The following is a 26,264-nucleotide window of genomic DNA, read 5'->3' as shown; positions in this document are numbered from 1 at the left end:
CTGCCTTTCGGTAGTGGCCGCTGCGGTTGCTACCGCCGCGTTCACCGATTAGTTCGGCCCCGCTCCAGTGATGATTACCGTTGAATGGGTGCGGTCCCGGCGCTCTTCGGTTGCCGAACGGTTCACCGGGCGTCACGGCGCTTCGCCAAGATCGTTGATCAGGTCACCGCGACCGAGGGAGATCGACAAGGTGCCGCCCGTGACCGTGCACGACGTGGCTGTGCTGGCCGACTTCCGGCAGCCGGGCACCGCCTCGGCCACCATCGCGGTCGAGGTGCACGCGCAGGCCGAGGCGGCGCTGAGCACCGTGCTGATCCACGCGCCGGCCAGCGGCAGCCGGGAGTCGGCGGTCGGCTTCCGGCCGCGGATCCGGGAGCTGATCCGCGATGGGGCGGCCACGCTCGCCCGCGAGGACCAGCCGGTCGCGGCGCGGCTTCTAGTGGTGCGCCGGCCCTGGGCCCGGCCGGCAGGCCTCCGTCTTCGGGCCGAGCGAACGGTTCTGGTGACCGGTAGGCCACCGGCCGACCCGGCCGTCTACGAGCAGGCGCGGCGCTGGTTCGGGACGGCGGCGGCGTGGGCGCCCACCAGCCCACAGGCGCGGGAGCAACTGGTGCGGGCGGCGCCCGGCGTGCGCGTCACCGAGGCCGACTGGCACGAGCTGATCGACGTCGCGCACTGGTGGCGGGACCGGGACGGTTATGTGGCCGGCGAGCCGGTGGTCGGGCTGCGCGGGCCGTTCCCGATCGATCTGGGCGATCTGCGGGTGCGCTGGCTGGGGGAGAGTTCGCCGTTCCCGCACTGGGAGCTGGTGCCGTACGGGGCCGAGATGCCGGACGAGTTCCTGCGCACCCTCGACTTCCTGGTCGACTTCCATCAGACCTTCTCGCGCTCGGCCCTCGAGTCGATGGCGGCCGGGGTCCCGGTGATCGTCGGTGAGCACCTGCGCCCGTTCCTGGCCGGCGCGGCCCTCTACTCGTCGCCGGACGGCGTTCCCGCGCTCGTGCGCGAGGTCTACGCCGATCCCGGCCGCTACCGGACCGTGGTCGACCGGGCCCGCGAGTTCGCCGAGCGCCACTATGGCCACCGCTCGCACCTGGCCCGCCTGGCCCGCCACGGCATCCGCCCCCGCCTCAACCTCCCCGGCCCCCGCCGCAACCCGGCCCTGGGCCCCGGCGCGCACGGAGCCTCCATCCCCATCCCGATCCCGCACGGCGCCTCCGTCCCAACCCCCACACCCAGCCCGGGCCGGCGGCTGCTGATGCTGTGTGAGGGCGAGGCGACGGTGGCTACGGCGATCGCGCGGCGGCTGCCGGGCGGCGTGGACGCCGTCATCGTCACGCAGGCCTACGGCGCGCCGCTTCCGCGCCAGGAAGGCTTCCTGACCGAATACATCCCGTCCCAGGCGGCGACGGGCGTCCCCGGAGAGCGCTGGAACCGGCTGCTGCGGGACCGGCTGACCCATCTGATCGAGCTGCACACGCCCGAGGTGGTGGTGGTCGACGGCCGGCCGCACGAGGGCGTCATCCGGGCCGCCGGCGACCATCCGGGCGTCCTCTGGGTGTGGCTGCGCCGGGCCTGGGACGCCGGCCACGCCGGGTGGGACGGCGTCCATGTGCTCGAACCGGGCGAGTTCGCCGCGCCTGCCGTGGCCGGGGACGGCCGGGTCCACCGGGTCGACCCCATCACCCTGCTCGACCCGGCCGAGCTGCCGGCCGTCGCTCAGGCCCGCGACGAGCTGGGTCTGGGTGACGGCCCGGTCGCCCTCGTGCAGCCCGGCATCGACCCGCGGGTCGGCGAGCATCTGGGGCGGCACGGGTTCCGGGTCGTGCACGACGTCCCGCCCGCCCGCTGCCTGCGGGCGTTCGATCTGACGGTGGCCGACGCCCGGTACGACGTCTTCCACGAGCGGCTGGCCCACGCGATCCCCACCGTCTTCGTCCCGGACGGGTCGGCGGAGCAGCGCGGCCGGGCACGATTCGCCGACGCGGCCGGGGTGGCGCTCAGCCTGGAGGAGCCGGAGCCGGCCGAGGTGCTGGACGCCGTGGTGCGGCCGGAGGTGCGGGCCGCGTTGCGCCGGCGCTGCGCCGAGCTGACGTTCGGGAACGGCGCGGCCGCGGCCGCGACCTGGCTGAGTGGGCTGCGCGCCCGGGTGAGGGGCTGATGATGCTGAACACGATGAACGAGAGGGAACGGGCCCGGTGGGAGCTGGCCGCCATGGCCGGGCGGCTCCGGTCGCTCGAGGCGCGTCTGGTCGAGCAGCGGCGGCTCACGGAGGCGTACCGCAAGGAACTTGACCGCGAGCGCAAGCGAGGCGGCACCTCCCTGATGTCCCTCGTCCTCCGATGGCGGCGCCGCGACCGGAAAAGCGCCACCAGCGCGCCTGTCGCGACCGTGCGGCCACCCGTTCACCTTTACGTGGTGCTCGGCCTGGAGCCCGGCGCGGTCCGCGAATTCGTGCTGACGCTGGGCCAGCGGCTGCTCGTGAACCCCGATCACCGGCCGGTCGTGATGACCGACTGCGCGGCCCTCGAGACCCCGCCCGACCAGGGCGTCGTGCTGGAATACCTGCCGGACCGGGCCACCTGGGAGACGCACCGGCCCGACCGCTCGTGGGAAGACGTGCTCGCCGAGCGGCTGTCCCGGCTCTACCGCGACCACGGCACCGTCCGCACGGTCATCGTGGACCGGGCCCACCCGCCGACGCTGGCCGACCTTCTGCGGTAAAACGCAACCTCTTCCTTCGGCGCGTCGTTGGCTCGGTCATGAGCGCGCTCATCTCCGTGGTCGCACCGGTCTACAACGAGGGGCCGGGCGTCGAGCGATTCGTGCGCCGGCTCACCGAGGTGCTGACCGGCGCCGGGCTGCGCTACGAACTCGTGCTGGTCGACGACGGCTCCGGCGACGACTCCTGGGACCGGATCGTGCGGCAGTCGCTGCTCGACCGGCGGGTCCGCGGCGTCCAGCTGTCCCGCAACTTCGGCAAGGAGCCGGCCGTGCTGGCCGGGCTGGAGCACGCGGCCGGCGACGCCGTGGTGGTCATCGACTCCGATCTGCAGCATCCGCCGTCGGCGATCCCGGCCATGGTGCGGCGCTGGCTCGACGGCGCCCACGTGGTGGAGGCGGTCAAGCGCAACCGCACCGGGCAGGGCGTGGTCGGCCGGCTCGGCGGGCGGTTGTTCAACCGGGCGTTCACCGGACTGACCAAAGTGGACCTCGTCGACGCCACCGACTTCCGGTTGCTGAGCCGGGCCGCGCTGGACGCGTTGCTGATGCTGCCCGAGCACTCGTCGTTCTTCCGCGGCACCAGCAGCTGGATCGGGTTCCGGCGCAGCACCATCGAGGTCGACATCGACCACCGCGAGGGCGGCGGCTCCCGCTGGACGTTCCAGTCGCTGTTCCGGCTGGCCGTCAACGGGATCACGTCGTTCACCTCGGCCCCGCTTCACCTGGTGACCTTCGTGGGGCTGGCCTTCGCCGCGTTCGCGGTGCTGCTCGGCGCGCAGACGCTGGTCCGCTGGATCAACGGCGGATCGGTGGCCGGCTTCCCGACGGTCATCCTGCTGCTGCTGGTGATGGGCACGTTCGTGTTGCTGGGCCTGGGCGTCATCGGCGAGTACCTGGCCCGCATCCACGAGGAGGTGCGTGGCCGGCCGCGCTATCTGGTGCAGGAACGGGCCGATGCGCTCTCCGTCCCCGAGGAGTGGGTCGTCGAACGTGCCGAGCGCTGAGCTGATCCGGTACGGCCTCAGCGGCGGGATCAGCGCGGCCACGCATCTCGGCCTCGGCCTGCTGGCGTACAAGGGCTTCGGCGTTCCGCCGGTCCTGTCGTCCGCCGCCGGCTTCGCGGTGAGCATTCTCGTGTCGTACGGGTTGCAGCGCTCCTGGGTCTTCCGTTCGCCCACGGCCCACGCGCGGGCCGGTCCGCGCTTCCTGGCCGTCACCGCCGTCGCGTTCACGCTCAACGCGGCGATCGTCGGCCTCGCCCCCGGGCCGTTCGCGCTTGTCCAGGGGGCCGCGATGGTCGTGATCCCCCTCGTGAACTACGCGCTCAATTCCCGCTGGACCTTCGGCGCCACCGCCACCCGGCCGCCGACGAGCAGGGTGAGGGCGGTCAGCGCCAGCCCGAGCAGCACGAACGGCCGGGCCCCGTAGTACGCCGAGAAGGCCCAGGGCAGGCCGAACGGCCGGGTGCCGCCGATCAGGACCGCGTTGTCGACCACGGTCAGCGTGGTGTCGAGGGTGTTGAGGCAGAGCACGACCATCGCGGCGATGCCGACCGGGTTGTCGAAGCGCCGGGCCAGCCGCCACCCCAGGGCCAGCCCGGCGATCCAGGCCAGGCTGGTCAGAGCCAGCGCGGCCATCGGGGCGCCGCGCTCCACCGTCAGGACGGCGTCCGAGCCCTCGCCGTCGGTCGGCTCGAATCGCAGCCGCCAGGCGTCGTTCGCCGCCACGAGCGTGCCGTCGTCCCGTCCGACGCGCCAGCCGTCGGCCTCGAGGCGTTCGCCCGCGGCCGCGAGGTCGGTCTTGGCCGCCCCGAACGACGTCCGGGCGTAGCCCGCGCGGTACTCGTCCACGCCGAGCAGCCAGTTCGAGCCGTCCTGGACGTCGTCGCCGTAGGACGAGCCGGCGACGTGCTCCACGCGGGTGATGTCGGTGCCCTTCTCCGAGCCCTCGACGACCAGGCCGGCCAGCGCGTGCATCCGCTCGTCGGTGGGCAGATCGCCGGCCAAGGCGGGCCACGTGGCCCAGGCGACGGCCCCGGCCAGCAGGGCGGCGATCGTCAGGGCGGCGGACAGACGCAGGATCAGGCGGCGCATGGCGCGAATGATCCCACCCTGATTTCTCAGAGGCGATGGGCCGTCCGGCCGGTGGTGACGCCGCGGGTGTCGAAGAAGCGCTTGGCCAGCCCGGCCAGCCGGTCGGCGTCGTACTCCCGGTGGTTCTGCACCAGGATCACCAGATCGGCCGAGGTGGCGGCGCCCTCGAGGTCGTCGGTGCGGGAGACCGCGACGTCGCCGACCGTCCATTCAGGAACGTGCGGGTCGTGGTAGAGCACAGTCGCGCCCAGAGCCGCGAGCTGGCGGGCCAGCGGGGTCGCCGGGGACTCGCGCTGGTCGGCGATGTTCGGCTTGTAGGTGACCCCGAGCAGGAGCACGGTCGCGCCGTGCACGGCCTGACCGTCGGCGTTGAGCAGATTCTGCGCGCGGCGGGCCACGTAGTCCGGCATGGTCGCGTTGATCTCCTGGGCCAGCTCGACGAAGCGGAACGGATAGCCCAGCCGGCTGCGCACGTTGTGGCTCAGATAGTTCGGGTCGATCGGGATGCAGTGGCCGCCCACCCCGGGCCCGGGATAGAACGCCTGGAAGCCGAACGGCTTGGTCGAGGCGGCCCGGATCACGTCCCACAGGTCGATCTCGAGCTCGTGGCAGAACCGCGCCATCTCGTTGACCAGCGCGATGTTCACATGCCGGTACGTGTTCTCCAGCAGCTTGGCCGTCTCCGCCTCGCGGGTGCCGCGCGTGCGCACCACGGTGTCCACGAAACGCCCGTAGAACGCGGCCGCTTCGTCGGTGCAGGCGGGCGTGTAGCCGCCGACCACCTTGGGGGTGTTGCGGGCCCCGTACCGCTCGTTGCCCGGGTCGATCCGCTCGGGCGAGAACGCGACGTGGAAGTCGATGCCGGCGGTCAGCCCGGACAGCTTCTCGAGCAGCGGCCGGACGACCTCGTCGGTGGTGCCGGGATAGGTCGTCGACTCGAGCACGACCAGCATGCCGGGCCGCAGGTTGCGGCCGATCGCCTCGGTGGCGCCGACGACGGCCCGCAGATCAGGACCATCGCCTTCGGCGAGGGGCGTCGGTACGCAGATGACGGCCGTGCCCGCCGTCGCGATGACCCGCTCGTCCGTCGTGGGGGCGAAACCGCCGGTCAGCATCTCGGCGATGTCGGCGTCGCTCAAGTCGTCGACGTGCGACCGGCCGGCGGCCAGCGACGTCACCACCGCCGGCTGCACGTCGAAGCCGGCCACCCCGAGCCCGGCCCGGACCGCCTGCTGGGCCAGCGGCAGCCCGACGTAACCCAGGCCGAGAATCACTACGTCCACGCTCATGAGTGCGGCCTCTCGGCGAGATGGTGCGCCCTCGTGGCCTGCCGCGCGATCATCGGCTTGCGGGTCGAGGACGGTGACATGGTGCCCGCGCGCGGCTTGTCCAGCTCCCAGCGCGACGGGAACGGCAGATAGGCCGGGAGGAACTCGGCCAGCAGCGCCGCCTGTTCGCCCACGAGCTCGGCCGCCGAGTCGGTGTCGTTGAGGCAGAACGCGTCCAGGTTGCGGTTGTGCAGCAGCCGGGCCAGCCGGAACGGCGTCGACGGGTCGGCCAGATCCGTGTACATGTACTCGATCTCGCCCGGCGCGGCCCGCCCGGTCAGATAGGCGTAGTACTGCTGCAGCGACGAGAGCAGCGCGATGTCGTCCGGGTGCCGGAACTGGTGCTCCGAGGTCGCCTTGACCTCGTCGGCGAAGCGCAGCTCGATCTCGGCCAGCACGCTGCGCCGCGACGGGTGCGGCGTGTGCTTCATCTTGCGGGTCAGCACCCGGCCGAACGTGTCCCGGATCAGGTCCCGGTTGTTCTTGCCGGCCGAGTTGGCCGGGGTGTCACCGGGCCGCCGCGGCGCCGGGTCGACCCGCGCCCCGGACGGGAAGAACCGGGTCAGCCCGCCCGGCGTGAAGAACATCTCGGGGGCCACCGGCCGGCCCAGGAAGACGTCGTCGTTCAGGTAGAGGAAGTGCTCGGCCAGTCCCGGGATCCGGTGCAGCCGCGACTCGATGGCCTGCGAGTTGAAGGTCGGCAGCCGCCCGGTGTCGCCGAAGATCTCCCGGTGGCCGACGACGGTCAGGTCGGCCCGGTCGAGGTCGAGCCAGGCCGGCACCTGATCGTCGGTGACCAGGAAGACGTGCCGGATCCAGGGCGCGTACGCGTGCAGGGAGCGCAGCGAGTAGCGGAGCTCGTCGCGCGACATGAAACGGGACGGGTTCGCGGTCTGCCCGTTCGAACCGGCCACCCAGCCGTTGTCGCGCAGGGCCCGGGCCTTGCGCTCGCACCAGTTCGGGTCGTCGCCGTCGACCCACGTGTAGACCGCGTCGATCGGGAAGGCCACCCGGTCCGGGCTGACCATCGTGAAGATCTCGCGGGTGCGGTAGCGGGCCAGCGGGCCCGGCACGCCGAACGAGCCGAAGATCGGCTCCGGGGCGGCGGTGGCCGGCTCGTCGGCCGCGATCGAGGTGGCCACCGGGTTGGGCCGGGGAGCGGCCAGGCGGCCGTCGACCGCGCGCCACAGCTCGATCTCGCAGGAGTAGTCGGGGCCGTAGACGACCTGCCCGGCGAGGTCCGTGACGGGCCAGCTGACCCGCAGCAGCCGGGTGGTGGCGCGGCGGCCCTTGATCACCAGCCGGCCCACCTCGGCCTCGGTCAGCGCCTCGAGCACGGCCAGCACCCGCTCGCGGTCCGATTCCAGCACGGCCACGGCCGTGCGCGTCAGCGACTCGGACGGGATGCGGAACCACTCCAGGCCCGCGGACTCCAGGGACGCGACGACGCGGTCGAGGTTCTCACGGCGTACTGCTGCGGGGTCGGACCAGGAGGAACGACGGGCCTTGAGGCGCGCTCCGGCCGTGCGGACCCGCAGCGCCGGCGCCTGGGCGACCGACGGCCGGGGCCGGCGCCGGGGGACCAGCGGGACCACCCGCCGGGCCGTCCGCAGCTGGTTCCCGGCCGCGACGCGGGGCAGCAGCCGGAGCTCGACCTGGCGCATCACGCGCCGCCGGACCGGCCAGGGCGTCAGCCCGAGGATCTGCCGCAGGGGCACGCCGTTGTTCCTTCCGCCGGGGTTCGTCGCCTTCGCTGACCCTCAACTGGCGCCTGGGCCGTAAGTGACGCCCTATATCTGCGGTATACGCGATTTGCCGTTGTGGCGATGCTTTTTCACCGCGACCGACCCCTACGGGTGCGCTCAGGGATACGGCCGATGGGCAGAGTTGCCCGGCTGCGTCATGGTGGAGGAGGTTTCGCTCGACTGGGGAGGTCGAAGATGGGCAAGGCCATCGCATTTCTCGTAGCGCTGATCGCCGGCGTGGTCGTGGTCGGCTGGGTGGCGGCCAATCTGATCGGGCCGGTGCTGTTTTACCTGATCGTGGGCGCCCTAGTGGTCGGCGGCGGGTACTACCTGTACTCGAAGGCCAAGAAGTCGATCTCTCAGGACGGGCGTACGCAGCGGCGGATCGAGGCCGCGACGAAGACGTACCGGATGCGCAACAAGTGAGGCTCCGCGCGGGCGGCTAGGCTTGCGGTGCTACACACACCTTTCGACCATGGGGATGTCGCACCGTGTTTGACACCTTGAGTGACCGCCTGTCCGGGATCTTCACCAAGCTCCGGGGCAAAGGCAAGCTCACCGACGCCGACATCGACGCCACCGCGCGCGAGATCCGTCTCGCCCTGCTGGAGGCGGACGTCGCGCTGCCCGTGGTCAAGGCCTTCATCTTCAACGTCAAGGAGCGGGCGCGCGGGGCCGAGGTCTCGCAGGCGCTCAACCCGGCCCAGCAGATCATCAAGATCGTCCACGAGGAGCTCATCAACATCCTCGGCGGCGAGGGGCGGCGGCTCCAGTTCGCCAAGCAGCCGCCCACGGTGATCATGCTGGCCGGCCTCCAGGGCTCCGGTAAGACCACGCTGGCCGGCAAGCTGTCCCGCTGGCTCAAGAACCAGGGCCACCAGCCGCTGCTGGTCGCGGCCGACCTGCAGCGCCCCAACGCGGTCAACCAGCTCCAGGTCCTCGCGGGCCGGGCCGGCGTCGACATCTACGCCCCGCAGCCCGGCAACGGCGTCGGTGACCCGGTCCAGGTCGCCAAGGACTCGATCGAGCACGCGAAGCGCACCGCCAAGGACATCGTCATCGTCGACACCGCCGGCCGCCTCGGCATCGACGCCGAGATGATGCAGCAGGCTCGCGACATCCGGGCCGCGGTCGACCCCGACGAGGTCATCTTCGTCATCGACGCCATGGTCGGCCAGGACGCGGTCCAGACGGCCGAGGCGTTCCGCGACGGCGTCGGCATCACCGGCGTGGTCCTCTCCAAGCTCGACGGCGACGCCCGCGGCGGCGCCGCCCTCTCGGTCCGCCACGTCACCGGCGAGCCGATCCTGTTCGCGTCGACCGGTGAGAAACTCGAGGACTTCGACCTCTTCCACCCCGACCGGATGGCCAGCCGGATCCTCGGCATGGGTGACGTTCTGACCCTCATCGAGCAGGCCGAACAGGCCTTCGACGAGGACCAGAAGGAGAAGATGACCGGCAAGCTGTTGGCCGGCGAGACCTTCACCCTCGAGGACTTCCTCGACCAGCTCATCGCCGTCCGCCGGATGGGCCCGATCGCCAACATCCTCGGCATGATGCCCGGCATGGGCCAGATGAAGGCCCAGCTCGACGAGCTCGACGACAGCCACTTCGACAAGGTCACCGCGATCATCCGCTCGATGACCCCCGGCGAGCGCCAGAACCCGAAGATCCTCAACGGCTCCCGCCGCGCCCGCATCGCCAACGGCTCCGGCGTCACCGTCATGGACGTCAACCAGCTGCTCAACCGCTTCACCGACGCCCAGAAGATGATGAAGCAGATGAGCGGCATGATGGGCCTCCCCGGCGGCCGCCGCAAGGCCACGAAGAGCCCCAAGAACAAGCGCAAGGGCACCAAGGGCGGCAACCGCCCCCGCACCGGCGCGGGCGCCGGCGGCGGCCTGCCCGCCGGCTTCCCGGGCGGCATGCCCCAGCTCCCCCCGGGCCTCGACCCCAACGCCCTCGGCGGCGCCGGTGGTCCTGGGGGCGGGTTCAAGCTCCCCAACCTCGACTTCAACAAGCTGATGAAGCAACAGCGGGACGACGACAAGAACTGACTGGCGATCTAGGCATGGGTACAGTAGTCTCGTGACATCCCCTGAGGAGGTTCCGATGACCGCGGCCCTTCATATGCCGAGTCTGCTGGACGAAAAGCACGACTGGACCGTCGACGACCTGGCAAGCCTTCCACAGGATCTTCGCTATGAGTTGATCGACGGAAGGTTGATCTTGCCGTCTCCCGCCTTCTTTCATCAGGACCTGTGCTGGGAGCTGAATGGCATGCTCCGGCCCCATTGCCCGCCTGGCGACAAACCTGTCACCGATCTGTCCTTGCAGGTCAACCATCGAAACGAACCACGCCCGGACGTGGTGGTGGCGCGCAAGGCATACGGCAAGCGCAGCCCCCTCCCCGTCGATGGAGCTCTGCTCGTCGTCGAGGTCGTTTCGCCGACATCCCACTTCCGTGACATGCAGGCGAAGCTGAAGGTCTATGCCACCTACGGCGTCGGCACGTATCTGATCGTTGATCCGACCTTCGAGGGCGGCGTCATGCTGACCGAGTACCGTCTCGGCGACAACGGTCAGTACGACGCCATCACCAGCACCAACAAGGTTTTCACGACCGACGTGCCCTATCGCATCGAGATCGACGTTCCGGCGTTGACGGCCCTTCGAGACGAGTACGACGAGGCTGAGGACGGCCGGTGACCCTCGGGTCCCGGCTCACGATCGACGACGTCGCGGACTTTCCCGAAGAGTTCCGCTTCGAGCTGCTGGACGGCAAGGCCGTTCGCCGTCCATCGCCGCTTCCGAGCCATCAGGTCCATATGTCCGCGGTGGTGACCGCCCTCGACCGCCGCGCACCCGACGATCACATAGTCAGCTTTGGGCTGGCAATCGAAATCGACGCCCACAACATGCCCTTCGTGGACGTTGTCGCGATGCGGGCCGAGGCGGCCGGGCACTCACCCGTTCCGGCCGCCGGGGTCACTCTGGCTGTCGAGGTCATCGCCCCCTGGTCGGAAGCGCTCGATCGTGGTCCGAAGAAGTGGCTCTATGCCCGGGCCGGCATCCCGTTCTACTGGCTCGTCGACTCAACGGCTGAGCAGGTGACCCTGACCCAGTTTCAGTTGGGCCGCGGTGGCCGCTACCACCGCCGGCTGCACACCGCCGCCAAGGTGACGGTCGATCAGCCCTGGGAAGCGACTCTCGACCTGCCGGCGCTGACCCGAACCCGCGAAAGGATCCGCGCCGCCGCGCGGGTCACCGCCTAGCAGCCCGAGGAGACGTCGATGACCTCGGACATCCGTCGCGCCGCTTCGTACCTGATCGGCCGCGATGACGTCACCGCCGACGAGTTCGCGCGGCTCCCGGTGGAACTGCGCAGCGCGCTCATCGAGGGACGCCTGATCCTGCCCTCGGTCACGATGCTCCATCACGCCCCGTCGACGTGCCCGCCCTCACCCGTGAACGCGACGAGTTCTACGAGGCGGCCAGATGAAGCGTCCGCGTGCTTGGCGCCGAAATCGGATCCGGAGCGACAACCCTTCGCGTGCCTGAACGCCTGATCAGGTAGGACTGTCCTATGGCGTTTCATGTGCGTGGGGCTGTTTTGCCGGATGGGGATGTCAGGGATCTCTGGCTGGTGGGGGATCGGGTCACGTTCGAGCCGGTCAAGGAAGCCGAGACCATCAGCGACGGCGGGTTTGTGGTGCCGGGGCTCGTCGATGCGCACTGCCATCTCGGGATTGCGCTGGGGGCCAAGCCGATCGAGAGCCTGGATCAGGCGCGGGAGCTGGCCGGCCGAGACCGGGACGCGGGGGTGCTGGCGTTGCGGGATGCGGGGTCGCCCTATCCGTATCCGGAGCTGGATGACGAGCCGGGGATCCCGCGGCTGGCCCGGGCCGGGCGGCATGTGGCGCCGCCGAAGCGGTATCTGCGCGGGGTGGGGATCGAGGTCGAGGCGCCGGATGTGGCCGAGACCGTGGCGGCGCAGGCCAAGGCCGGCAACGGCTGGGTGAAGATCGTGGGGGACTGGATCGACCGGGGGGTCGGTGATCTGGCCCCGTCGTGGGACGAGGCGACGATGACCGCGGCGGTCGAGGCGGCGCATGCGGCGGGGGTGCGGGCGGCGGTGCACACGTTCTCCGAGGAGGGCGTGGCCATGATGGTGCGGGCCGGGGTCGACTCGGTCGAGCACGGGACCGGGCTGTCGCTCGACCTGATCGACGAGATGGCCCGCAACCGGACGGCGCTCGTGCCCACGATGATCAACATCCGGACTTTCGGGAAGATCGCGGAGCAGGCCCGGGGCAAGTTCGAGGGGTACGCCGATCACATGCTCGCGCTGCGGGACCGGTTCCCGTCGGTGGTGCGGGCGGCGTACGAGGCGGGCGTGCCGATCTATGTCGGCACCGACGCCGGTGGGGGCATCCGGCACGGGCTGGTGGCCGAGGAGATGCTGATCCTCGAGGAAGCCGGGCTGCCGGCCGAGGCGATCCTGGCCTCAGCCTCGTGGAAGGCGCGGGAGTGGCTGGGCTTCCCGGGGCTGGTCGAGGGCGGCCTCGCCGACCTGGTGGTCTACGAGGCCGACCCTCGACGTGATCTGCGGGTGGTGCGGGCGCCCAGCCGGATCGTGCTGCGCGGTCAGGTCATCCGGTAAGGCTCCAGAGCCGCAGGCTGGTCGCCGTGGGGCAGGCCAGCCGGTCGGTCGTGTGCACGCAGTTCCCGATCGTCGCCGGCATCTCGCCGAGCCGGGTGACCTTCCGGTCGATGATGTTCACTGTCGTGACCGTGCCCGCCGTCAGCCTCGGCGTCATCAGCACCGTGTCCTCGTCGAGCCAGTCCACGTTCGCGTCGGGGGCCCGGAACGCGGGCTGTCCGCCGCCGTCCAGGACCACGGCCGGGCCGCCGCCGGTGATCAGGGTGCTGTCGCCGATCGCCGAGATCATGCCGGCCGACTCCGGCGCGGGCGACTGCCAGAGCCGTACCTTGCTGCCCAGGTCGATCGCGGTCACCTGGGGTGTGTCGTCGAGGACGCACAGCCGCTGGTCGCCGCAGGCGGTCATGCCCACCAACCGCTCGGGACCCTGGCTCAGGACCACCGACGAGTCGCCGGTGGCGAGGTCGGTCGAGACGATCTGGTAGGCCGCGCCGTCGCAGCACGGGACGGTGTCGAAGAAGAGCCGGTCGCCCGCGATCACGAACTGGGACTGACCGTGCTCGTTCGGCTTCAACGCCGGCGTGATGGTCCGCCGCAGCGTGCCGGTGCCGGTCTCGCGGACCAGCAACCGGCCGTCCGTGGTGACCTGGACCAGCCGCTCGCCGTCGGAGATGACGCGGGTCGTCTTGTTCGTGGTGTCCGACCAGGCCGGCGCGCCCGTCGCCACGCTGCCCGCCTCGACCTCGCCGGTGTCCCAGCGGTCCACCAGCACCGTCGCCGCGGGCGACACCTCGTGGCCCGCTTTGACCCGGAACTGCCGCCGGGACTGTCCGGTCGCCGGGTCGGCGTACGAGACGGTCAGGCCCTGACCTGGGCCCTGCGGGGCATCCCGGATGATCACCACCGCGCCCGGCACCAGGCGCACGTCGGCCACCGCGCCGGTGGTCTCCATCGGCTTCGTCCACAGCACCGCGCCCGTGTGCAGGTCGACCGCGTTGACGAAGGTGGCGCCGTCCGGTGTCTGCCAGGCCGAGAAGACCTTCCCGTCCCCGGCCGCCTGGGCGACCGACGTGGGCCGGGCGCCGAGCTCCACCGGCGAGCCGACCTCGGGCAGGACGGGCGCGGACGGCGTGGGCGCGATCGTCCGGTCGAGGTCGTCGTGCGGGCGGGTCAGGGCCAGCCCCACGCCCACCGCGACCAGCGTCACCGCGAGCGCGGCCGAGATCGTGGCCTGGCGCCGGGTGCGCTGCCGGCCGCGCTGCCGGGCCGAGGCCGGGCCGCTCAGCGGGATGGCGTCGGCGTCGCGGCCGACCTGCGTGAGGAGATCATCGAGCATCGCGGGTCGCCTCCTTGGGCGCGATCGGTTCGAGGGCGGCGGCCAGACCGGCGCGGCCGCGGGACAGCCAGGACTTCACCGTGCCGGTGGAGGCCCCGGTCTCGGCGGCAATCTCGCCCACCGAGCGGTCGAGCAGGTAGTAGAGGGCGAGGGCGCGGCGGTGGGCGGCCGGGAGCGTCTGCATGGCCCGCACCACGAGCACGGTGTCCTCGGACGGGGGCGGCGCCGTCGCCGGTGCCTCGGCCGGCCGGTTACGGCGTACCCCCAAGCGGCGCCAGCCGTCGGCGGCCAGACGGTTGACCACCAGCCGTAACCAGGCCTCGGGGTTCTCGTAGCCGGCTAATCGCCGCCATCGCTGCCAGGCCCGGGCGTACGCCTCCTGGACCAGATCCTGCGCCTCGGCGGCGTCGCCGGTGAGGCCGTACGCGTACCGGGCCAGCCTGCGCGAGGTGTCCCGGTAGAAGTTGTCGAAATCGTCCGTGGTTGTCATCCGCACCGCCCTTCCACCTAGGACACGGGATGCCTGTCGGAGCGGTTGCGCGGCCCCTGACTAGAATGTCCCCTCGTGGCTCGAGTGCTCACTCCGCGTGCGGAGGACTTTCCTCGCTGGTACCAGGACCTGATCGCCAAGGCGAAGCTGGCGGACAACGGCCCGGTGCGCGGCACCATGGTCATCCGACCGGTCGGCTACGCGATCTGGGAGCGGATGCAGGCGGACATGGATGCCCGCATCAAGCAGGCTGGCGTCCAGAACGCGTACTTCCCGCTGTTCATCCCGGAGAGTTACCTGCGCCGCGAGGCCGACCACGTCGAGGGCTTCTCGCCCGAGCTCGCGGTGGTGACCCACGCCGGTGGCAAGGAGCTGTCCGAGCCGCTGGTGGTGCGCCCGACCAGCGAGACGGTGATCGGCGAGTTCATGGCCAAGTGGGTCGACTCGTACCGTGACCTGCCGCTGCTGCTCAACCAGTGGGCCAACGTGGTCCGCTGGGAGCTGCGCCCGCGCACCTTCCTGCGGACGACCGAGTTCCTCTGGCAGGAGGGCCACACCGCCCACGCCACCGAGCAGGACGCCCGCGAGCACGCCCGTGACGTGCACCGCAACGTCTACGAGGCGTTCATCACCGACTTCCTGGCCATCCCGGTCGTGCCCGGCCGCAAGACGAAGCGGGAGCGGTTCGCCGGCGCCACCAACACCATGACCGTCGAGGCCATGATGGGCGACACCAAGGCGCTGCAGATGGGCACCTCGCACGAGCTCGGGCAGAACTTCGCCAAGGCGTTCGACATCTCCTACTCGTCGGCCGCCGGCGGCGTCGAGCACGCCTGGACCACCTCGTGGGGCACCTCGACCCGCATGGTGGGCGGTCTGATCATGGTGCACGGCGACGACAACGGCCTGCGGCTGCCGCCGCGCCTGGCGCCGATCCAGGTGCAGGTCATGGTGGTCAAGGCGGGCGACGGCGTCGCCGAGGCGGCCGCGTCGCTGCGCGACGAGCTGAAGACCGCGGGTGTACGGGTGAAGCTCGACGACCGCTCCGACATCCCGTTCGGCCGCCGGGCGGTCGACGCCGAGCTGCAGGGCATCCCGATCCGGATCGAGGTCGGCCCGCGCGACCTGGCCACCGGAAACGTGACCATCGCGCGCCGGATCGACGGCTCCAAGACCCCCACCGCCATCGGCGACGTGGCCGGCGCCGTGACCAGCGCGCTCGAGGCGGACCAGCAGCGGCTCTACGACGAGGCCCTGGCCTTCCGCGAGGCCAACACGACCGAGGTCAAGACGCTCGGCGAGGCGATCGAGGCGGCCCAGACCGGCTGGGCCCGGGTGCCGTGGTCGGCGGTCGGCGAGGCCGGCGAGGCCGAGGCCAACGGCAAGGCGGTCACCGTGCGCTGCCTGGTCCGCGAGGACGGCTCGATGCCCGACTCGGACGACGAGCCCGGCCTGGTCGCGATCCTGGCCCGTTCCTACTGATGGCTTTTGCTCCGGGCCGCCTGGTCCTGCACCGCGACACCCACCTGGGCCGGATCGGCTTCGTCCATCCGGGCCGGGTGGTCTCCGACGACGAACGGGGCCTGCTCCTCTGGGTGGCCGAGTCGTCGGTGATCGCCGTCGAGACCGCGGCCGACGGGCGGGGACCGCGGGACTTCCCGTCGTTCGCGTCCTGGATCGCGGCTGAGCGCGCGCCGCGTCTCGCGCAGTGGCGGGGACCGGGCGTTCTCCGCTTCTTCCCGGCTGACTCGTCCCACTCTGTCTGGTTCTTCCGTGACGAGCGGGACAATTTCGCGGCGTACTACGTGAACCTGGAAGAGGGCCCGGTGCGCTGGGACGACGGTGACGTGGCCGGGATCGACGTGATCGATCAGGATCTCGACATCGTGGTCTCGTCCGACCTCGAGTGGGAGTGGAAGGACGAGGACGAGTTCACCGAGCGCCTCGAGAACCCCGATCTGTACTGGGTTCCGGACCCGGCCACGGTCTGGGCCGAGGGTCACCGCGTGATCAAGCAGATCGAGTCGGCCGAGTTCCCGTTCGACGGGACCTGGACCGACTTCCAGCCCGATCCGTCCTGGGAGACGCCGACGGCGCTGCCCGCGGGCTGGGATCGGCCGGTCGTGGCGCGCGTTTGACGCCCGGTTGGGATTCACCGCCGGTCATCTGGCAGAATGGCTCCTTGGTCGGTACACCGGAGCGCCCTCTAACCCTCCGGTGCAGCCAGTCCAGCGAGACATCGGTCCCCGCAACCCCACGTGGGTGACCGTCGGCTCAAAAACTCACGCATTCAGGAGCGAAGACAACCGTGGCCGTAAAGATCCGGCTTCTGCGGATGGGCAAGATCCGCAACCCGCAGTACCGCATCGTCGTCGCCGACTCGCGCACCAAGCGCGACGGCCGTGCCATCGAGTACGTGGGCATCTACCAGCCGAAGGAACACCCCTCGGTCATCCAGGTCAAGTCCGAGCGTGTGCAGTACTGGCTCTCGGTCGGCGCGCAGCCGAGCGAGGCCGTGCAGCGCATTCTCGAGAAGACCGGCGACTGGCAGCAGTTCAAGGGCCTGCCGGCCCCGCCGCCGCTGCTCGTGGCCGAGCCCAAGCAGAGCCGCGCCGAGGTGTACGAGGCCGAGTCGAAGGCCGCCGCCGGCGTTGCCGACACCCCGGCCAAGACCCCCAAGAAGGCCGACAAGGTCGCCGCCGCTCCGGAGGCCGCCGAGGCCAAGCCGGCGCAGACCAAGGCCGCCAAGCCGGACGAGCCCAACCGCGAGGCCGTCGCCGAGACCGCAGAGGACCCGGCCGGTGCCGGCGCCGACGCGAGCTGACGGGGCGCTCCGGCCGGCGCTGGAGCACCTCGTCAAGGGCATCGTCGACAACCCGGACGACGTCCGGGTCCGACTGGTCGACTCGCGCCGCGGCAAGCGGCTCGAGGTCCGTGTGCACCCCGAGGACCTGGGTACGGTCATCGGGCGCGGCGGGCGTACGGCCAAGGCCCTGCGGCAGGTCATCGGGTCGATCGGTGGGCGCGGCATCCGCGTCGACATCGTCGACGCGTACTGACCGATGCTCTTAGTCGTCGGCCAGATCGGTAAGCCGCACGGGATCCGGGGCGAGGTTTCGGTGGTCGTGCGGACCGATGAACCGGAAGAACGTTTCGTCCCCGGGTCGGTGTTCGTCACGGAGGTCCCTCAGGACCGCCGTGTCGTCACCGGCCCGGCGGCCGTTCCCGCCGGTGTTCCCTATGAAGTGCCCAAGCAGCTCGTGCTGGAGCAGATCCGCTGGCATCAGGGCCGCGGCATCGCCCTGTTCGAGAACGTCTACGACCGCAACATCGCCGAGGCCCTGCGCGGTGTGTATCTCCAGGTGGACAGCTCCGCTCTGACGCCACCCGAGGACCCGGACGAGTTCCACGACCACCAGCTGGTCGGGCTGCGGGTCGAGTCCTCGTCCGGTGAGGTGCTGGGCACGGTCGGCCGCATCGATCACGCGCCGGCGTCCGATCTCATTGTTCTGAAGAAGGCGGCCGGCGGGACCGCGTTGATTCCGTTCGTCACCGCCATCGTCCCTGAAGTGGATATTTCGGGCGGCCGCGTCGTCGTCGATCTGCCCGAGGGCCTGCTGGATCTTTGATGCGCGTCGACATCATCTCGATCTTCCCGGACTACTTCGCGCCGCTCGAGCTGTCGCTGATCGGCAAGGCGCGGTCGACCGGTCTGCTTTCTCTTTCCGTGCACGATCTGCGCACCTGGACCAATGACGTGCACCGGACGGTGGACGACACCCCGTACGGCGGTGGGCCCGGCATGGTCATGCGGCCCGAGCCGTGGGGGCAGGCGCTCGACGTGGTCGGGCCGGGGACGCTGGTGGTGCCGTCGCCGGTCGGGAAGCCGTTCACCCAGCAGGACGCGTACGAGCTGGCCTCTCTCGATCATTTGATCTTCGCCTGTGGGCGCTACGAGGGCATCGACCAGCGGGTGATCGACGACGCGGCGGCCCGGATGCCGGTGCGGGAGGTCTCGCTCGGCGACTACGTGCTCTTCGGCGGCGAGGTCGCGGTCATCGTGATCATGGAGGCGGTCACCCGGTTGCTGCCCGGGGTGCTCGGCAACGCGTCGTCACTGGATGAGGAGTCGCACTCGGCCGGGTTGCTCGAGGCGCCGGTCTACACCAAGCCCGCCTCGTGGCGCGACCGGGACGTTCCGGACATCTTGCGCTCGGGCGACCACGGGAAGATCGCCCGCTGGAGGCGTACGCAGAGCCTGCTTCGGACCGCCTCACGGCGGCCCGACATGATGGCGTCGTATGCTCCGGAGCTGTTGGACAAAGCGGACAGGGCGGCTCTGGCCGAGGGCGGATTTCAGATCACGCCACCCTCTGTGGCAAAGTAGTGAGGTTGCCGATTTCACCTCGCGCCGCGGGGTGGGATCGAGGGTCCCTTGGAGTGGTGAGGGGCCAGGATCACCCGCCGCGCACCGAACTCCCGGTGTGCCTTTGAGTACGAGGATGCAGCGATGAACACGCTGGACGCTCTCGACGCCCAGTCGCAGCGCACCGACATTCCGAACTTCCGCGCCGGCGACACCCTCAAGGTGTACGCCCGAGTCGTCGAAGGTAACCGTTCCCGCGTCCAGATCTTCCAGGGCGTCGTGATCGGCCGCCAGGGCGCCGGTCTCCGGGAGACCTTCAAGGTCCGGAAGATCAGCTTCGGCGTCGGTGTCGAGCGGACGTACCCGATCAACAGCCCCGCGATCGACAAGATCGAGGTTGTGAGCCGCGGTGACGTCCGCCGCGCCAAGCTCTACTACCTGCGTGAGCTCCGGGGCAAGAAGGCCAAGATCAAGGAGCTTCGGGAGAAGCAGACCGTCTGATCTTGATCGATCCTGTGCTACCGCCCGTAAGTTTCCCTAGGGAGATACTCGGGCGGTAGTGCTGTATCCGGGGCGGTTCGGTCGGCGGCGGGAGATGCGAAGCGTGGAACCGATGGAGGGCTACCGGCCGTCCGAGCGACGGCGGCGGTCCATGATCCGGCGCAAGGAGATGCCGCTCTGGCAGGAGCTTCCGCTCCTGCTGATCGTGGCTTTCTGCCTCGCCGTGCTGATCCGGACCTTCCTGGTGCAGGCGTTCTACATCCCCAGCGGGTCGATGCAGAGCACCCTGGAGATCAAGGACAGGGTCCTGGTCAACAAGGTCGTCTACGACATGCGCGACCCGGTCCGGGGCGAGATCGTGGTCTTCCGCGGCACCGACAACTGGGCCCCCGAGGTCACCGAGCAGGTCAGCAACTCGTTCGTGGCCAAGCTGGGCCGCACGGTGGGCGACCTCGTCGGGGTGAGCCGGCCGGGCGAGCGCGACTTCATCAAGCGGGTGATCGGGCTGCCGGGCGACAAGATCGCCTGCTGCGACGCCAAGGGGCGGATCACGGTCAACGGCATCGGCATCGACGAGTCGTACATCGCCGACGGCTTCAATTCCGACATCAACCAGCCGCCGAACCCGAACCAGTGCACCAGCCGCCGCTTCACCGAGGTCACCGTGCCCGCGGGTGAGATGTTCGTCATGGGCGACCATCGGCAGGTCTCGCAGGACGCGCGATGTCAGGGCCCCGTCCCGATCGACAACGTGATCGGGCGGGCATTCGTCATCGTCTGGCCGAGCAGCCGGTTCACCAGCCTCTCGGTGCCCGACGTGTGGAAGACTTTCGCCGCCGATCACCCCACCGCGGCCGGTCCGCCCGAGCGCCGGACCAGTCCTTCGACGGAAGTTTTCGCACTTCCTTTTCTCTTAAGTGGGGCGTTATCCGCGCGTTCCGGACTGCCGTTCTCGAGTCGGCGTCGTAGGCTCCCTTCGTGATTGACGAGCAGACGGAGAAGCGCAAGAGTTCGTTCTGGCGCGAGCTTCCGATCCTCCTGGGCGTGGCGATCCTGGTCGCAGTGCTGGTGCGCGCGTTCGTGCTCCAGACGTTCTACATTCCGTCGCCCTCGATGGAGCACACGCTCAACGTGCTCGACCGGGTGCTCGTCAACAAGCTCGTCTACGACTTCCGTGACCCGAAACGCGGCGAGATCATCGTCTTCGAGGCGCCGAAGGAATGGCAGTCGGGCGCCGAGGGCGAGGACTTCATCAAGCGCATCATCGGCACCCCGGGCGACCGCGTGCAGTACACCGGCACCGGCAAGCTGATCGTCAACGGCGTCCCGCTCGACGAGCCGTACGTCTACAAGGACGCCGACGGCACGCAGGACCCGCCCGCCAGCACGAATTTCGACATCACCGTGCCCGAGGGCCGGTTGTGGGTGATGGGTGACCACCGGGCCGCCTCGGGCGACTCCCTGGAGCACTACCAGGACAGCGACCACAACATCACCGAGGCGACGATCACCGAGGACTCCGTCGTGGGCCGCGCCTTCACGGTGTTCTGGCCGGTCAACCGGGCCACCTGGCTCTCCGTGCCGGACGGCTTCGACAAGATCCCGGATGCGAAGTAACACCCGGTCGGAAGATCCATGCCGGGCGCAATAGGCTTGGTGGCGTGACCGTCATCGACCGCCGCGCCGGGCGCGTGCTCCTCGTCGATCAGGCCGGGCGCACCCTCCTGCTGCACGGCGGTGATCCGGCCCGTCCCGGCCAGCGCTGGTGGTTCACTCCCGGCGGTGGCCTCGTGCCCGGTGAGACGGTGGCCGAGGCCGCCGCCCGCGAGCTGTTCGAGGAGACCGGGCTGGTCGTTCCCGCCGGCGATCTCGGCGAGCCCTTCTGGCACGAGGTGACGTCGTTCAGCTACGACGGCCGCGACTACCGCCAGGAGCAGGATTTCTTCCTGCTGCGGGTCACCGAGATCCAGATCGACATGGCCGGCATGGACGCCGACGAGCAGGAGACCATCACCGAGCACCGGTGGTGGTCGGCCGAGGAGATCGAGGCGAGCTCGGAGCAGATCTTCCCGGTCGAGCTGCCCGCCCTGTTGCGGGGGCTGTGATGCTGGCCCCGCCACGCACCGTGGTCCGCCGCGAGGGCGGGCTCTACGCCCTCGAGCGCGCCCTCCAGCGCCGCGGCTTCCGTCAGGTGGCCGGGGCCGACGAGGCGGGCCGGGGCGCCTGTGCGGGCCCGCTCGTGGCCGCCGCCTGCATCCTGCCCGAGGGCAAGCGCGGCGAGATCGACGAGCTGGCCGACTCCAAGCTGCTGACCCCGGCCGCCCGCGAGCGCGTCTACGGCGAGGTCGTGGCCCGGGCCCTGGCCTGGTCGGTGGTGATCATCCCGCCCACCGAGGTGGACGCGCGCGGCCTGCACGTCTGCAACCTCGCGGCGATGCGCCGCGCGCTCGCGTCGCTCGCCACCCCGCCGGAGTACGTGCTGACCGACGGCTTCCCGGTCGACGGCCTGGGCGTGCCCGGCCTGGCCGTGTGGAAAGGCGACCGGGTCGCGGCGTGCGTGGCCGCGGCCAGCGTGCTCGCCAAAGTCACCCGGGACAGGCTGATGGTCGAGCTGCACGACCAGTTCCCGGCGTACGGGTTCGCCGTGCACAAGGGCTACATCACCGACGAGCACACGGCCGCGCTGCGCGAGCACGGGCCGTGCGCCGAGCACCGCTTCTCGTACGTGAACGTGGCCGCGGCCTCCGGGCGCAGCAACCGCCCGCCCCGGGCTCGCCGCCCCGGCCGGGCCGAGGCCCCGCCGGTACTGTTTGATGCAACCGAGGCCGTGCCGCCAGTGCTTACGGCAACCACTGGGGGTACCGTCGGCGTGGCGTCGGGCGACCAGCCTCAGCCGTCGCCATGTGTGGGGGAAGATGAGGCCATGGAGGGCGAAAAGCGATGAGCGCAGAGGATCTCGAGAAGTACGAGACCGAGATGGAGCTGCAGCTCTACCGGGAGTACCGCGATATCGTCCGCCAGTTTTCCTACGTGGTGGAGACCGAGCGCCGTTTCTACCTGGCCAACCAGGTCGATCTGCACGTGCGCAACTCGGACGGCGAGGTGTATTTCGAGGTCGAGATGCACGACGCCTGGGTCTGGGACATGTACAGGCCGGCCCGGTTCGTGAAGAACGTGCGGGTGATGACGTTCAAGGACGTGAACGTCGAGGAGCTGGAGAAGCCGGACATCTCCTTGCCGGACGAGCCGGGCTTCGGCGGATAATTCGGGCGGCCCCGGGTTATCCACAGGGGCTTTTTCATTGGTCGTGAAACTGCGGCAGGCTGACCGGCATGCCTGGTCTTCTCGGTCTGCTGCTGGTGGTCATGTCCTTCGGGTGGCCGGTGTCGCCGCCCTCGGTGGTGCGCGCCTTCGACCCGCCCGCCCAGCCGTGGCTGGCCGGGCATCGTGGGGTCGATCTGCAAGCTCCGGTGTCCGCGCCCGTCATGTCGGCCGGTCCCGGGACGGTGCTCTACGCCGGGGTTCTGGCCGGTCGCGGCGTGATCAGCATCGCCCATGCCGGCGGGCTGCGGACCACGTACGAGCCGGTGACGCCGTCGGTCTCGGTGGGTGACGTGGTCGCGGGCGGCGCGGTGATCGGGCTGTTGGAGCCGGGCCATCCGGGCCTGCACTGGGGGCTGCGGCGCGGGGATCTTTATCTCGACCCGCTGGCGCTGCTCGGTCTGGGACGGGTGCGGTTGCTGCCGCTCTAGCCGGCTCGCTGTCGGGTCGCTCGGCCCGGGCGGCGTTATTGGCGTTTCAGCTCGTGCAGCAGCTGGGGGAGGCGCTCGGCCAGGCGGTCGTAGTCCTCCGGGCGGTTGTAGACCTGGGCGCTCAGGCGGAGCAGGCCGCGGCCGCCCCACGCGTTGACCTGGGTCTCGGTGGCCAGCTTCTCGGCGATGTGCGCGCGCAGCGCGTGCGCCTCCGGCGTGGTCGTGGCCAGGCCGGCCGGCAGCGGCACGATCCGCATCGCCACCTCCGGGTGGCCGGGGTGGGGGAGATCGGTCACCCCGAGCGCTTCCCCGAGGACCTTCTGGCCGTACGCGGCCAAGCCCGCATTGTGCGCTCGAACGGCCTCCCAGCCGAGCGTGCGCAGGACGAACAGGCCGCTCGGGGCGGCCAGCCACGGGGTGTAATCCAGCGTGCCCTGATATTCGACGGCCAGCGGGAAGCCCTGATCCTGCTCCCAGGAGACGACCAGCGGCTCGATGCGCCGCCGCCACTGCGGAGCGACCGCGAGCAGGGCCGTGCCGCGCGGGGCGAAAGCCCACTTGTGCAGGTTGCCGACCCAGAAGTCGGCGCCGATCGCGGCCACATCGACCGGGAGCTGGCCGGGCCCGTGCGCGGCGTCGACCAGCACCGGGATGTCGTGCTCGTGGGCGGCGGCGGCGATCTCGCGTACCGGAAAAGCCACCGCCGTGGCCGAGGCGATCTGATCGACGATGAGCAACTTGGTCTTGCCCGGCCGCAAGGCGGCCTTGATCCGCGAAACCACCTCGGCGTCGCTCGCCCCCAGCGGCACCGCGACGGTCCGCGCGGTGGCGCCGGCCCGGCGACACTGCCGGCGCGCGGCGAACGCCACCGAGCCGTAACCGTGATCGGTGAGCAGCACCTCGTCGGCCGACTCCAGCCGCACCGACTGCAGGACGAGCGAGACCCCGGTCGTCGTGTTGGTGACCAGGGCGCTGCCGTCCGGGTCGGCGCCGAGGAACGAGGCCAGATGCCGTCGGGTATGGACGACCCGGTCCATCAGGCCCTCGCCCGCGTAAAAGGCCATCGGGTTGGCGTCGACCTCGTCGCGCAGGCGCTGCTGGGCCCGCTGCACGCCGATCGGGACGGCGCCGAACGAGCCGTGGTTGAGATAGGACACGCCCGGGTCGAGCGAGAACAGAAGACGGGCGCCGGGGATGGCTGCGGGCGGTGCGGCGGCGCTCACCCTCTGATCGTACGGGGTCACGCCCGGGGGTGCGCCTGTTTGAAGGCGGCCCGGAGACGCTCGGTCGACACGTGCGTGTAGATCTGCGTGCTCGACAGCGAGGCGTGCCCGAGCAGATCCTGCACGGCCCGGAGATCCGCCCCGCCGTCGAGAAGGTGGGTGGCCGCCGAGTGCCGCAGATCGTGCGGGCTGGTGTGCGGCAGGCCGGCCGCACGCGCCGCCGCGTCCACGATCCGCCGCACGACGGTCTGCTGCAGCCGGCCGCCCTTGACCCCGAGGAACAGGGCGTCGGTCCTGTCTCCGGCCAGGTGCGGGCGGCCGTGCCGGAGGTAGTCGTCCAGGGCACGCTGGGCCGGCAGGCCATAGGGGACGGCCCGCTCCTTGGCACCCTTGCCGAAGACCCGCACGAGCCGGCGCGACTCGTCCAGGTCGGCGCGGTTCAGGCCGCAGAGCTCACTGACCCGTACGCCCGTGGCGTAGAGCAGCTCCAGCACGGCCCGGTCCCGCAGCGCCGCGGGATCGGTGTTCTCGGCCTTTTCTTCCTGTCCCTCGATCAGGGTGGCGGCCTGGTCGGCGCGGAGCACTGTCGGGAGGGTGCGGTGGGCCCGCGGGCTGGCGAGATTGGCGCCGACGTTGACCGGGATCCGCTCGGTGCGGAAGGCCCACCCCGTGAAGGCCCGGGCCGCGGCCGCCCGCCTCGCCTGCGATGTGCGCGCGGCCCCCTCCCGCATCCGGGCCGCCAGCCAAGCCCGCAGCAGGCCGAGGTCGAGACCGGCCGGCGAGGTGACACCCTGGCGGGCGGCATGATCCAGCAACGAGACCACGTCACCGACGTACGCCCGTACGGTGTGGGCCGATCGATTCTCGACCCGCGCGAGATGGTGCCCGAAGTCGTCCACGGCCTGCCGCATCGCCTCCGGCAGCCGCTCGTGCATGTCCCGCGTGTCCACCATGTCGACCGTCATCGCTCGACCCGCGTCCGTCAAGCGGCCACGCTGGTCGGGCGGCATTACACTGCCGATCACCATGGCTCGCTTCCGTTGTCTCCTGGCGCCGGCTCTGCTGGCGGTCCTGTCCGGTTGCTCCTTGCTTGATGACAACTCGTCGCCGTCACCCACCCCCACCTCGTCCGGGCCGCTCCCGTCGGCCGTGGCCGGTTTCGGCAGCCGGGTCGAGGAGGTCACCGAGGCGACCTTCCAGTCACCGTCGAAGAACATCGTGTGCGCCCTGACCAGCGCCTCCGTCCGCTGCGACATTGTGGACAAGGAGTGGGCCGCCTCGCCCCAACCGGAGGACTGCCTGCAGGCCTGGGGCAACGGCATGGTCCTGGAATCGGGGAAGGCCGACTTCACCTGCGCGGGCGACACCCTGGCCGGCTCGTCCGCCAACACCCTGGAGTACGGCGAGGCCCTGCGCTCCGGGACGATCCGCTGCGACAGCACCGCCCGCGCGATGACCTGCGAGGACGAGAAGACAGGGCACGGTTTCGCCCTGGCCCGGGCCACCTACGACCTCTTCTGATGGGGATCTGTCGCTAGGGTCGACGACATGGCCAGCTGGGCAGAAATCGAAAAGGACGCACCCGCCTTCGCGCAGCGCGTGAGGGCCCTGTTCGACGCGGGCACCAACAAGACCATCGCCACCCTGCGGCGCGACGGCTCCCCCCGGATCAGCGCCACCGAGGCGGTCTTCCAGGACGGCGAGCTCACCTTCGGCTCCATGCCCGGCGCAGTGAAACTGCTGGACCTGCGCCGAGACCCCCGCATGGCGATGCACGCCCCCACCTTGGAGCCCCCCTCGGACGCCCCCGAAACCGGCCCGGGAGACGCGAAGATGGCCGGCCTCGCCGTAGAAACCCCACCCCCGGCCGACACCCCCCATGCGGACGCCGCCTTCTTCCGCCTGGACATCACCGAGGTGGTCCTGACCTACGTCGGCACTCCCGCCGACCACCTGGTCATCGAGACATGGCACCCGACCCGAGGCCACCAGCGCCGCACCCGAAAGTGACACCCCCAGCCCCACTCACCTGGCGCGTCGCGG

32 protein-coding genes are annotated in these 26,264 nt (G+C 70.6%); 25 read left to right on the top strand and 7 right to left on the bottom strand.

Annotated elements, in window-relative coordinates:
- The first annotated feature begins 199 nt into the window (after nucleotides 1-199).
- From AB0J66_RS14450 to AB0J66_RS14435, 4 genes are read left to right on the top strand one after another with little or no spacing between them, the layout of a single operon-like run.
- The gene (locus AB0J66_RS14450) at nucleotides 200-2,161 is read left to right on the top strand and encodes a glycosyl transferase (RefSeq protein ID WP_364659839.1); all 1,962 of its coding nucleotides are present in this window, start codon (nucleotides 200-202) and stop codon (nucleotides 2,159-2,161) included.
- A 14-nt stretch (nucleotides 2,162-2,175) separates the two neighbouring features.
- Nucleotides 2,176-2,724: a hypothetical protein gene (locus AB0J66_RS14445; protein WP_364659837.1), complete on the top strand. Its 549-nt coding sequence runs from the start codon at nucleotides 2,176-2,178 to the stop codon at nucleotides 2,722-2,724.
- Between the two features lie 38 nt (nucleotides 2,725-2,762).
- Nucleotides 2,763-3,728, top strand: coding sequence for a glycosyltransferase family 2 protein (locus AB0J66_RS14440; RefSeq protein WP_364659835.1), 966 nt, complete (start codon nucleotides 2,763-2,765; stop codon nucleotides 3,726-3,728).
- On the top strand, nucleotides 3,715-4,152 hold the full coding sequence (locus AB0J66_RS14435; RefSeq protein ID WP_364659833.1) for a GtrA family protein: 438 nt from the start codon (nucleotides 3,715-3,717) through the stop codon (nucleotides 4,150-4,152). Before AB0J66_RS14440 ends, AB0J66_RS14435 begins: the two co-directional genes overlap by 14 nt.
- Here the strand turns inward: AB0J66_RS14435 and AB0J66_RS14430 are convergent.
- From AB0J66_RS14430 to AB0J66_RS14420, 3 genes are read right to left on the bottom strand one after another with little or no spacing between them, the layout of a single operon-like run.
- Nucleotides 4,041-4,817, bottom strand: a complete 777-nt coding sequence (locus AB0J66_RS14430; RefSeq protein ID WP_364659832.1) for a hypothetical protein — start codon at nucleotides 4,815-4,817, stop codon at nucleotides 4,041-4,043. The two genes, AB0J66_RS14435 and AB0J66_RS14430, sit on opposite strands and share 112 nt — an antisense overlap.
- A 26-nt stretch (nucleotides 4,818-4,843) precedes the next feature.
- Entirely contained in the window at nucleotides 4,844-6,106 is a 1,263-nt protein-coding gene (locus AB0J66_RS14425; protein WP_364659830.1) for a nucleotide sugar dehydrogenase, read from the bottom strand.
- Nucleotides 6,103-7,863, bottom strand: a complete 1,761-nt coding sequence (locus tag AB0J66_RS14420; protein ID WP_364659828.1) for a stealth family protein — start codon at nucleotides 7,861-7,863, stop codon at nucleotides 6,103-6,105. The genes AB0J66_RS14425 and AB0J66_RS14420 overlap by 4 nt, the downstream gene beginning before the upstream one ends.
- A gap of 222 nt (nucleotides 7,864-8,085) precedes the next feature.
- Between AB0J66_RS14420 and AB0J66_RS14415 the strand changes: the two genes are divergently transcribed.
- The 6 genes from AB0J66_RS14415 to AB0J66_RS14390 all read left to right on the top strand — a co-directional run bounded on the left by AB0J66_RS14415 (nucleotide 8,086) and on the right by AB0J66_RS14390 (nucleotide 12,553).
- On the top strand, nucleotides 8,086-8,316 hold the full coding sequence (locus AB0J66_RS14415; protein ID WP_364659826.1) for a hypothetical protein: 231 nt from the start codon (nucleotides 8,086-8,088) through the stop codon (nucleotides 8,314-8,316).
- Between the two features lie 65 nt (nucleotides 8,317-8,381).
- The gene (ffh, locus tag AB0J66_RS14410; RefSeq protein WP_364659824.1) at nucleotides 8,382-9,947 is read left to right on the top strand and encodes a signal recognition particle protein; all 1,566 of its coding nucleotides are present in this window, start codon (nucleotides 8,382-8,384) and stop codon (nucleotides 9,945-9,947) included.
- Nucleotides 9,948-10,002: 55 nt separating this feature from the next.
- Nucleotides 10,003-10,599: a Uma2 family endonuclease gene (locus AB0J66_RS14405; RefSeq protein ID WP_364659822.1), complete on the top strand. Its 597-nt coding sequence runs from the start codon at nucleotides 10,003-10,005 to the stop codon at nucleotides 10,597-10,599.
- Nucleotides 10,596-11,165 carry a Uma2 family endonuclease gene (locus tag AB0J66_RS14400; protein ID WP_364659820.1) on the top strand — a complete coding sequence of 190 codons (570 nt, stop codon included), beginning with the start codon at nucleotides 10,596-10,598 and terminating at the stop codon, nucleotides 11,163-11,165. The genes AB0J66_RS14405 and AB0J66_RS14400 overlap by 4 nt, the downstream gene beginning before the upstream one ends.
- A gap of 18 nt (nucleotides 11,166-11,183) precedes the next feature.
- Nucleotides 11,184-11,459, top strand: coding sequence for a hypothetical protein (locus AB0J66_RS14395; protein WP_364659818.1), 276 nt, complete (start codon nucleotides 11,184-11,186; stop codon nucleotides 11,457-11,459).
- Between the two features lie 17 nt (nucleotides 11,460-11,476).
- Nucleotides 11,477-12,553, top strand: a complete 1,077-nt coding sequence (locus AB0J66_RS14390; RefSeq protein ID WP_364659816.1) for an amidohydrolase family protein — start codon at nucleotides 11,477-11,479, stop codon at nucleotides 12,551-12,553.
- On the opposite strand, the gene AB0J66_RS14385 is transcribed toward AB0J66_RS14390, so the two are convergent.
- Together AB0J66_RS14385 and AB0J66_RS14380 are read right to left on the bottom strand one after the other, a co-directional pair.
- Complete coding sequence (locus tag AB0J66_RS14385) at nucleotides 12,543-13,889, bottom strand: PQQ-binding-like beta-propeller repeat protein (RefSeq protein WP_364659814.1); 1,347 nt, start codon at nucleotides 13,887-13,889, stop codon at nucleotides 12,543-12,545. The genes AB0J66_RS14390 and AB0J66_RS14385 overlap by 11 nt on opposite strands.
- The gene (locus tag AB0J66_RS14380) at nucleotides 13,879-14,379 is read right to left on the bottom strand and encodes a SigE family RNA polymerase sigma factor (protein WP_364659812.1); all 501 of its coding nucleotides are present in this window, start codon (nucleotides 14,377-14,379) and stop codon (nucleotides 13,879-13,881) included. The genes AB0J66_RS14385 and AB0J66_RS14380 overlap by 11 nt, the downstream gene beginning before the upstream one ends.
- Nucleotides 14,380-14,454: 75 nt before the next feature.
- Between AB0J66_RS14380 and proS the strand changes: the two genes are divergently transcribed.
- The 13 genes from proS (at nucleotide 14,455) to AB0J66_RS14315 (ending at nucleotide 22,998) form a co-directional block, all read left to right on the top strand.
- On the top strand, nucleotides 14,455-15,861 hold the full coding sequence (gene proS / locus AB0J66_RS14375; protein ID WP_364659810.1) for a proline--tRNA ligase: 1,407 nt from the start codon (nucleotides 14,455-14,457) through the stop codon (nucleotides 15,859-15,861).
- Complete coding sequence (locus AB0J66_RS14370; RefSeq protein ID WP_364659808.1) at nucleotides 15,861-16,517, top strand: DUF402 domain-containing protein; 657 nt, start codon at nucleotides 15,861-15,863, stop codon at nucleotides 16,515-16,517. Before proS ends, AB0J66_RS14370 begins: the two co-directional genes overlap by 1 nt.
- A 170-nt stretch (nucleotides 16,518-16,687) precedes the next feature.
- Nucleotides 16,688-17,203 (top strand): 30S ribosomal protein S16, encoded by a 516-nt coding sequence (rpsP, locus tag AB0J66_RS14365; RefSeq protein ID WP_364659806.1) that lies wholly within the window; start codon nucleotides 16,688-16,690, stop codon nucleotides 17,201-17,203.
- A complete protein-coding gene (locus AB0J66_RS14360; protein WP_014447131.1) occupies nucleotides 17,181-17,438 on the top strand; it encodes an RNA-binding protein in 258 nt (85 codons plus the stop codon). Before rpsP ends, AB0J66_RS14360 begins: the two co-directional genes overlap by 23 nt.
- Before the next feature lie 3 nt (nucleotides 17,439-17,441).
- Nucleotides 17,442-18,008 carry a ribosome maturation factor RimM gene (gene rimM, locus AB0J66_RS14355; RefSeq protein ID WP_364659804.1) on the top strand — a complete coding sequence of 189 codons (567 nt, stop codon included), beginning with the start codon at nucleotides 17,442-17,444 and terminating at the stop codon, nucleotides 18,006-18,008.
- Nucleotides 18,008-18,766 (top strand): tRNA (guanosine(37)-N1)-methyltransferase TrmD, encoded by a 759-nt coding sequence (gene trmD, locus AB0J66_RS14350; protein WP_364659802.1) that lies wholly within the window; start codon nucleotides 18,008-18,010, stop codon nucleotides 18,764-18,766. Before rimM ends, trmD begins: the two co-directional genes overlap by 1 nt.
- Nucleotides 18,767-18,889: 123 nt before the next feature.
- On the top strand, nucleotides 18,890-19,246 hold the full coding sequence (gene rplS / locus AB0J66_RS14345; RefSeq protein ID WP_364659800.1) for a 50S ribosomal protein L19: 357 nt from the start codon (nucleotides 18,890-18,892) through the stop codon (nucleotides 19,244-19,246).
- A gap of 112 nt (nucleotides 19,247-19,358) precedes the next feature.
- Entirely contained in the window at nucleotides 19,359-20,228 is an 870-nt protein-coding gene (gene lepB, locus AB0J66_RS14340) for a signal peptidase I (RefSeq protein ID WP_364660253.1), read from the top strand.
- Entirely contained in the window at nucleotides 20,225-20,863 is a 639-nt protein-coding gene (gene lepB / locus AB0J66_RS14335; protein WP_364659798.1) for a signal peptidase I, read from the top strand. Before lepB (AB0J66_RS14340) ends, lepB (AB0J66_RS14335) begins: the two co-directional genes overlap by 4 nt.
- A gap of 44 nt (nucleotides 20,864-20,907) precedes the next feature.
- Nucleotides 20,908-21,351, top strand: a complete 444-nt coding sequence (locus AB0J66_RS14330) for an NUDIX domain-containing protein (RefSeq protein WP_364659796.1) — start codon at nucleotides 20,908-20,910, stop codon at nucleotides 21,349-21,351.
- Nucleotides 21,351-22,190, top strand: coding sequence for a ribonuclease HII (locus tag AB0J66_RS14325; protein WP_364659794.1), 840 nt, complete (start codon nucleotides 21,351-21,353; stop codon nucleotides 22,188-22,190). Before AB0J66_RS14330 ends, AB0J66_RS14325 begins: the two co-directional genes overlap by 1 nt.
- Nucleotides 22,187-22,510, top strand: coding sequence for a DUF2469 domain-containing protein (locus tag AB0J66_RS14320; protein ID WP_067505225.1), 324 nt, complete (start codon nucleotides 22,187-22,189; stop codon nucleotides 22,508-22,510). The genes AB0J66_RS14325 and AB0J66_RS14320 overlap by 4 nt, the downstream gene beginning before the upstream one ends.
- A 68-nt stretch (nucleotides 22,511-22,578) precedes the next feature.
- The gene (locus tag AB0J66_RS14315) at nucleotides 22,579-22,998 is read left to right on the top strand and encodes a M23 family metallopeptidase (RefSeq protein WP_364659792.1); all 420 of its coding nucleotides are present in this window, start codon (nucleotides 22,579-22,581) and stop codon (nucleotides 22,996-22,998) included.
- Nucleotides 22,999-23,033: 35 nt separating this feature from the next.
- Here the strand turns inward: AB0J66_RS14315 and AB0J66_RS14310 are convergent, their stop codons facing one another.
- Together AB0J66_RS14310 and AB0J66_RS14305 are read right to left on the bottom strand one after the other, a co-directional pair.
- Nucleotides 23,034-24,221, bottom strand: a complete 1,188-nt coding sequence (locus AB0J66_RS14310; protein ID WP_364659791.1) for an aminotransferase class V-fold PLP-dependent enzyme — start codon at nucleotides 24,219-24,221, stop codon at nucleotides 23,034-23,036.
- 17 nt (nucleotides 24,222-24,238) lie between these two features.
- Complete coding sequence (locus AB0J66_RS14305; RefSeq protein ID WP_364659789.1) at nucleotides 24,239-25,186, bottom strand: tyrosine recombinase XerC; 948 nt, start codon at nucleotides 25,184-25,186, stop codon at nucleotides 24,239-24,241.
- Between the two features lie 61 nt (nucleotides 25,187-25,247).
- Here AB0J66_RS14305 and AB0J66_RS14300 point away from each other — a divergent pair, with 61 nt between their 5' ends.
- Complete coding sequence (locus AB0J66_RS14300) at nucleotides 25,248-25,742, top strand: DUF6636 domain-containing protein (RefSeq protein WP_364659787.1); 495 nt, start codon at nucleotides 25,248-25,250, stop codon at nucleotides 25,740-25,742.
- 27 nt (nucleotides 25,743-25,769) lie between these two features.
- A complete protein-coding gene (locus tag AB0J66_RS14295) occupies nucleotides 25,770-26,231 on the top strand; it encodes a pyridoxamine 5'-phosphate oxidase family protein (protein WP_364659785.1) in 462 nt (153 codons plus the stop codon).
- Nucleotides 26,232-26,264 lie beyond the last annotated feature (33 nt).

Origin of the sequence: Actinoplanes sp. NPDC049598, assembly GCF_040675435.1 — a bacterium.
In the GTDB taxonomy this organism is placed as follows: Bacteria; Actinomycetota; Actinomycetes; order Mycobacteriales; family Micromonosporaceae; genus Actinoplanes.
Note: the sequence above shows the minus strand (reverse complement) of the source record. Positions and strands in the feature narration are given on the sequence as shown.

Coding starts and splice junctions, on each gene's coding strand:
- AB0J66_RS14445 (WP_364659837.1), top strand. CDS start 2,176: ATGAACGAGAGGGAACGGGCCCGGTGGGAGCTGGCCGCCATGGCCGGG.
- AB0J66_RS14440 (WP_364659835.1), top strand. CDS start 2,763: ATGAGCGCGCTCATCTCCGTGGTCGCACCGGTCTACAACGAGGGGCCG.
- AB0J66_RS14430 (WP_364659832.1), bottom strand. CDS start 4,817: ATGCGCCGCCTGATCCTGCGTCTGTCCGCCGCCCTGACGATCGCCGCC.
- AB0J66_RS14425 (WP_364659830.1), bottom strand. CDS start 6,106: ATGAGCGTGGACGTAGTGATTCTCGGCCTGGGTTACGTCGGGCTGCCG.
- AB0J66_RS14415 (WP_364659826.1), top strand. CDS start 8,086: ATGGGCAAGGCCATCGCATTTCTCGTAGCGCTGATCGCCGGCGTGGTC.
- AB0J66_RS14405 (WP_364659822.1), top strand. CDS start 10,003: ATGACCGCGGCCCTTCATATGCCGAGTCTGCTGGACGAAAAGCACGAC.
- AB0J66_RS14395 (WP_364659818.1), top strand. CDS start 11,184: ATGACCTCGGACATCCGTCGCGCCGCTTCGTACCTGATCGGCCGCGAT.
- AB0J66_RS14390 (WP_364659816.1), top strand. CDS start 11,477: ATGGCGTTTCATGTGCGTGGGGCTGTTTTGCCGGATGGGGATGTCAGG.
- AB0J66_RS14385 (WP_364659814.1), bottom strand. CDS start 13,889: ATGCTCGATGATCTCCTCACGCAGGTCGGCCGCGACGCCGACGCCATC.
- AB0J66_RS14380 (WP_364659812.1), bottom strand. CDS start 14,379: ATGACAACCACGGACGATTTCGACAACTTCTACCGGGACACCTCGCGC.
- AB0J66_RS14370 (WP_364659808.1), top strand. CDS start 15,861: ATGGCTTTTGCTCCGGGCCGCCTGGTCCTGCACCGCGACACCCACCTG.
- rimM (WP_364659804.1), top strand. CDS start 17,442: ATGCTCTTAGTCGTCGGCCAGATCGGTAAGCCGCACGGGATCCGGGGC.
- trmD (WP_364659802.1), top strand. CDS start 18,008: ATGCGCGTCGACATCATCTCGATCTTCCCGGACTACTTCGCGCCGCTC.
- rplS (WP_364659800.1), top strand. CDS start 18,890: ATGAACACGCTGGACGCTCTCGACGCCCAGTCGCAGCGCACCGACATT.
- lepB (WP_364660253.1), top strand. CDS start 19,359: ATGGAGGGCTACCGGCCGTCCGAGCGACGGCGGCGGTCCATGATCCGG.
- AB0J66_RS14325 (WP_364659794.1), top strand. CDS start 21,351: ATGCTGGCCCCGCCACGCACCGTGGTCCGCCGCGAGGGCGGGCTCTAC.
- AB0J66_RS14320 (WP_067505225.1), top strand. CDS start 22,187: ATGAGCGCAGAGGATCTCGAGAAGTACGAGACCGAGATGGAGCTGCAG.
- AB0J66_RS14315 (WP_364659792.1), top strand. CDS start 22,579: ATGCCTGGTCTTCTCGGTCTGCTGCTGGTGGTCATGTCCTTCGGGTGG.
- AB0J66_RS14305 (WP_364659789.1), bottom strand. CDS start 25,186: ATGACGGTCGACATGGTGGACACGCGGGACATGCACGAGCGGCTGCCG.
- AB0J66_RS14300 (WP_364659787.1), top strand. CDS start 25,248: ATGGCTCGCTTCCGTTGTCTCCTGGCGCCGGCTCTGCTGGCGGTCCTG.
- AB0J66_RS14295 (WP_364659785.1), top strand. CDS start 25,770: ATGGCCAGCTGGGCAGAAATCGAAAAGGACGCACCCGCCTTCGCGCAG.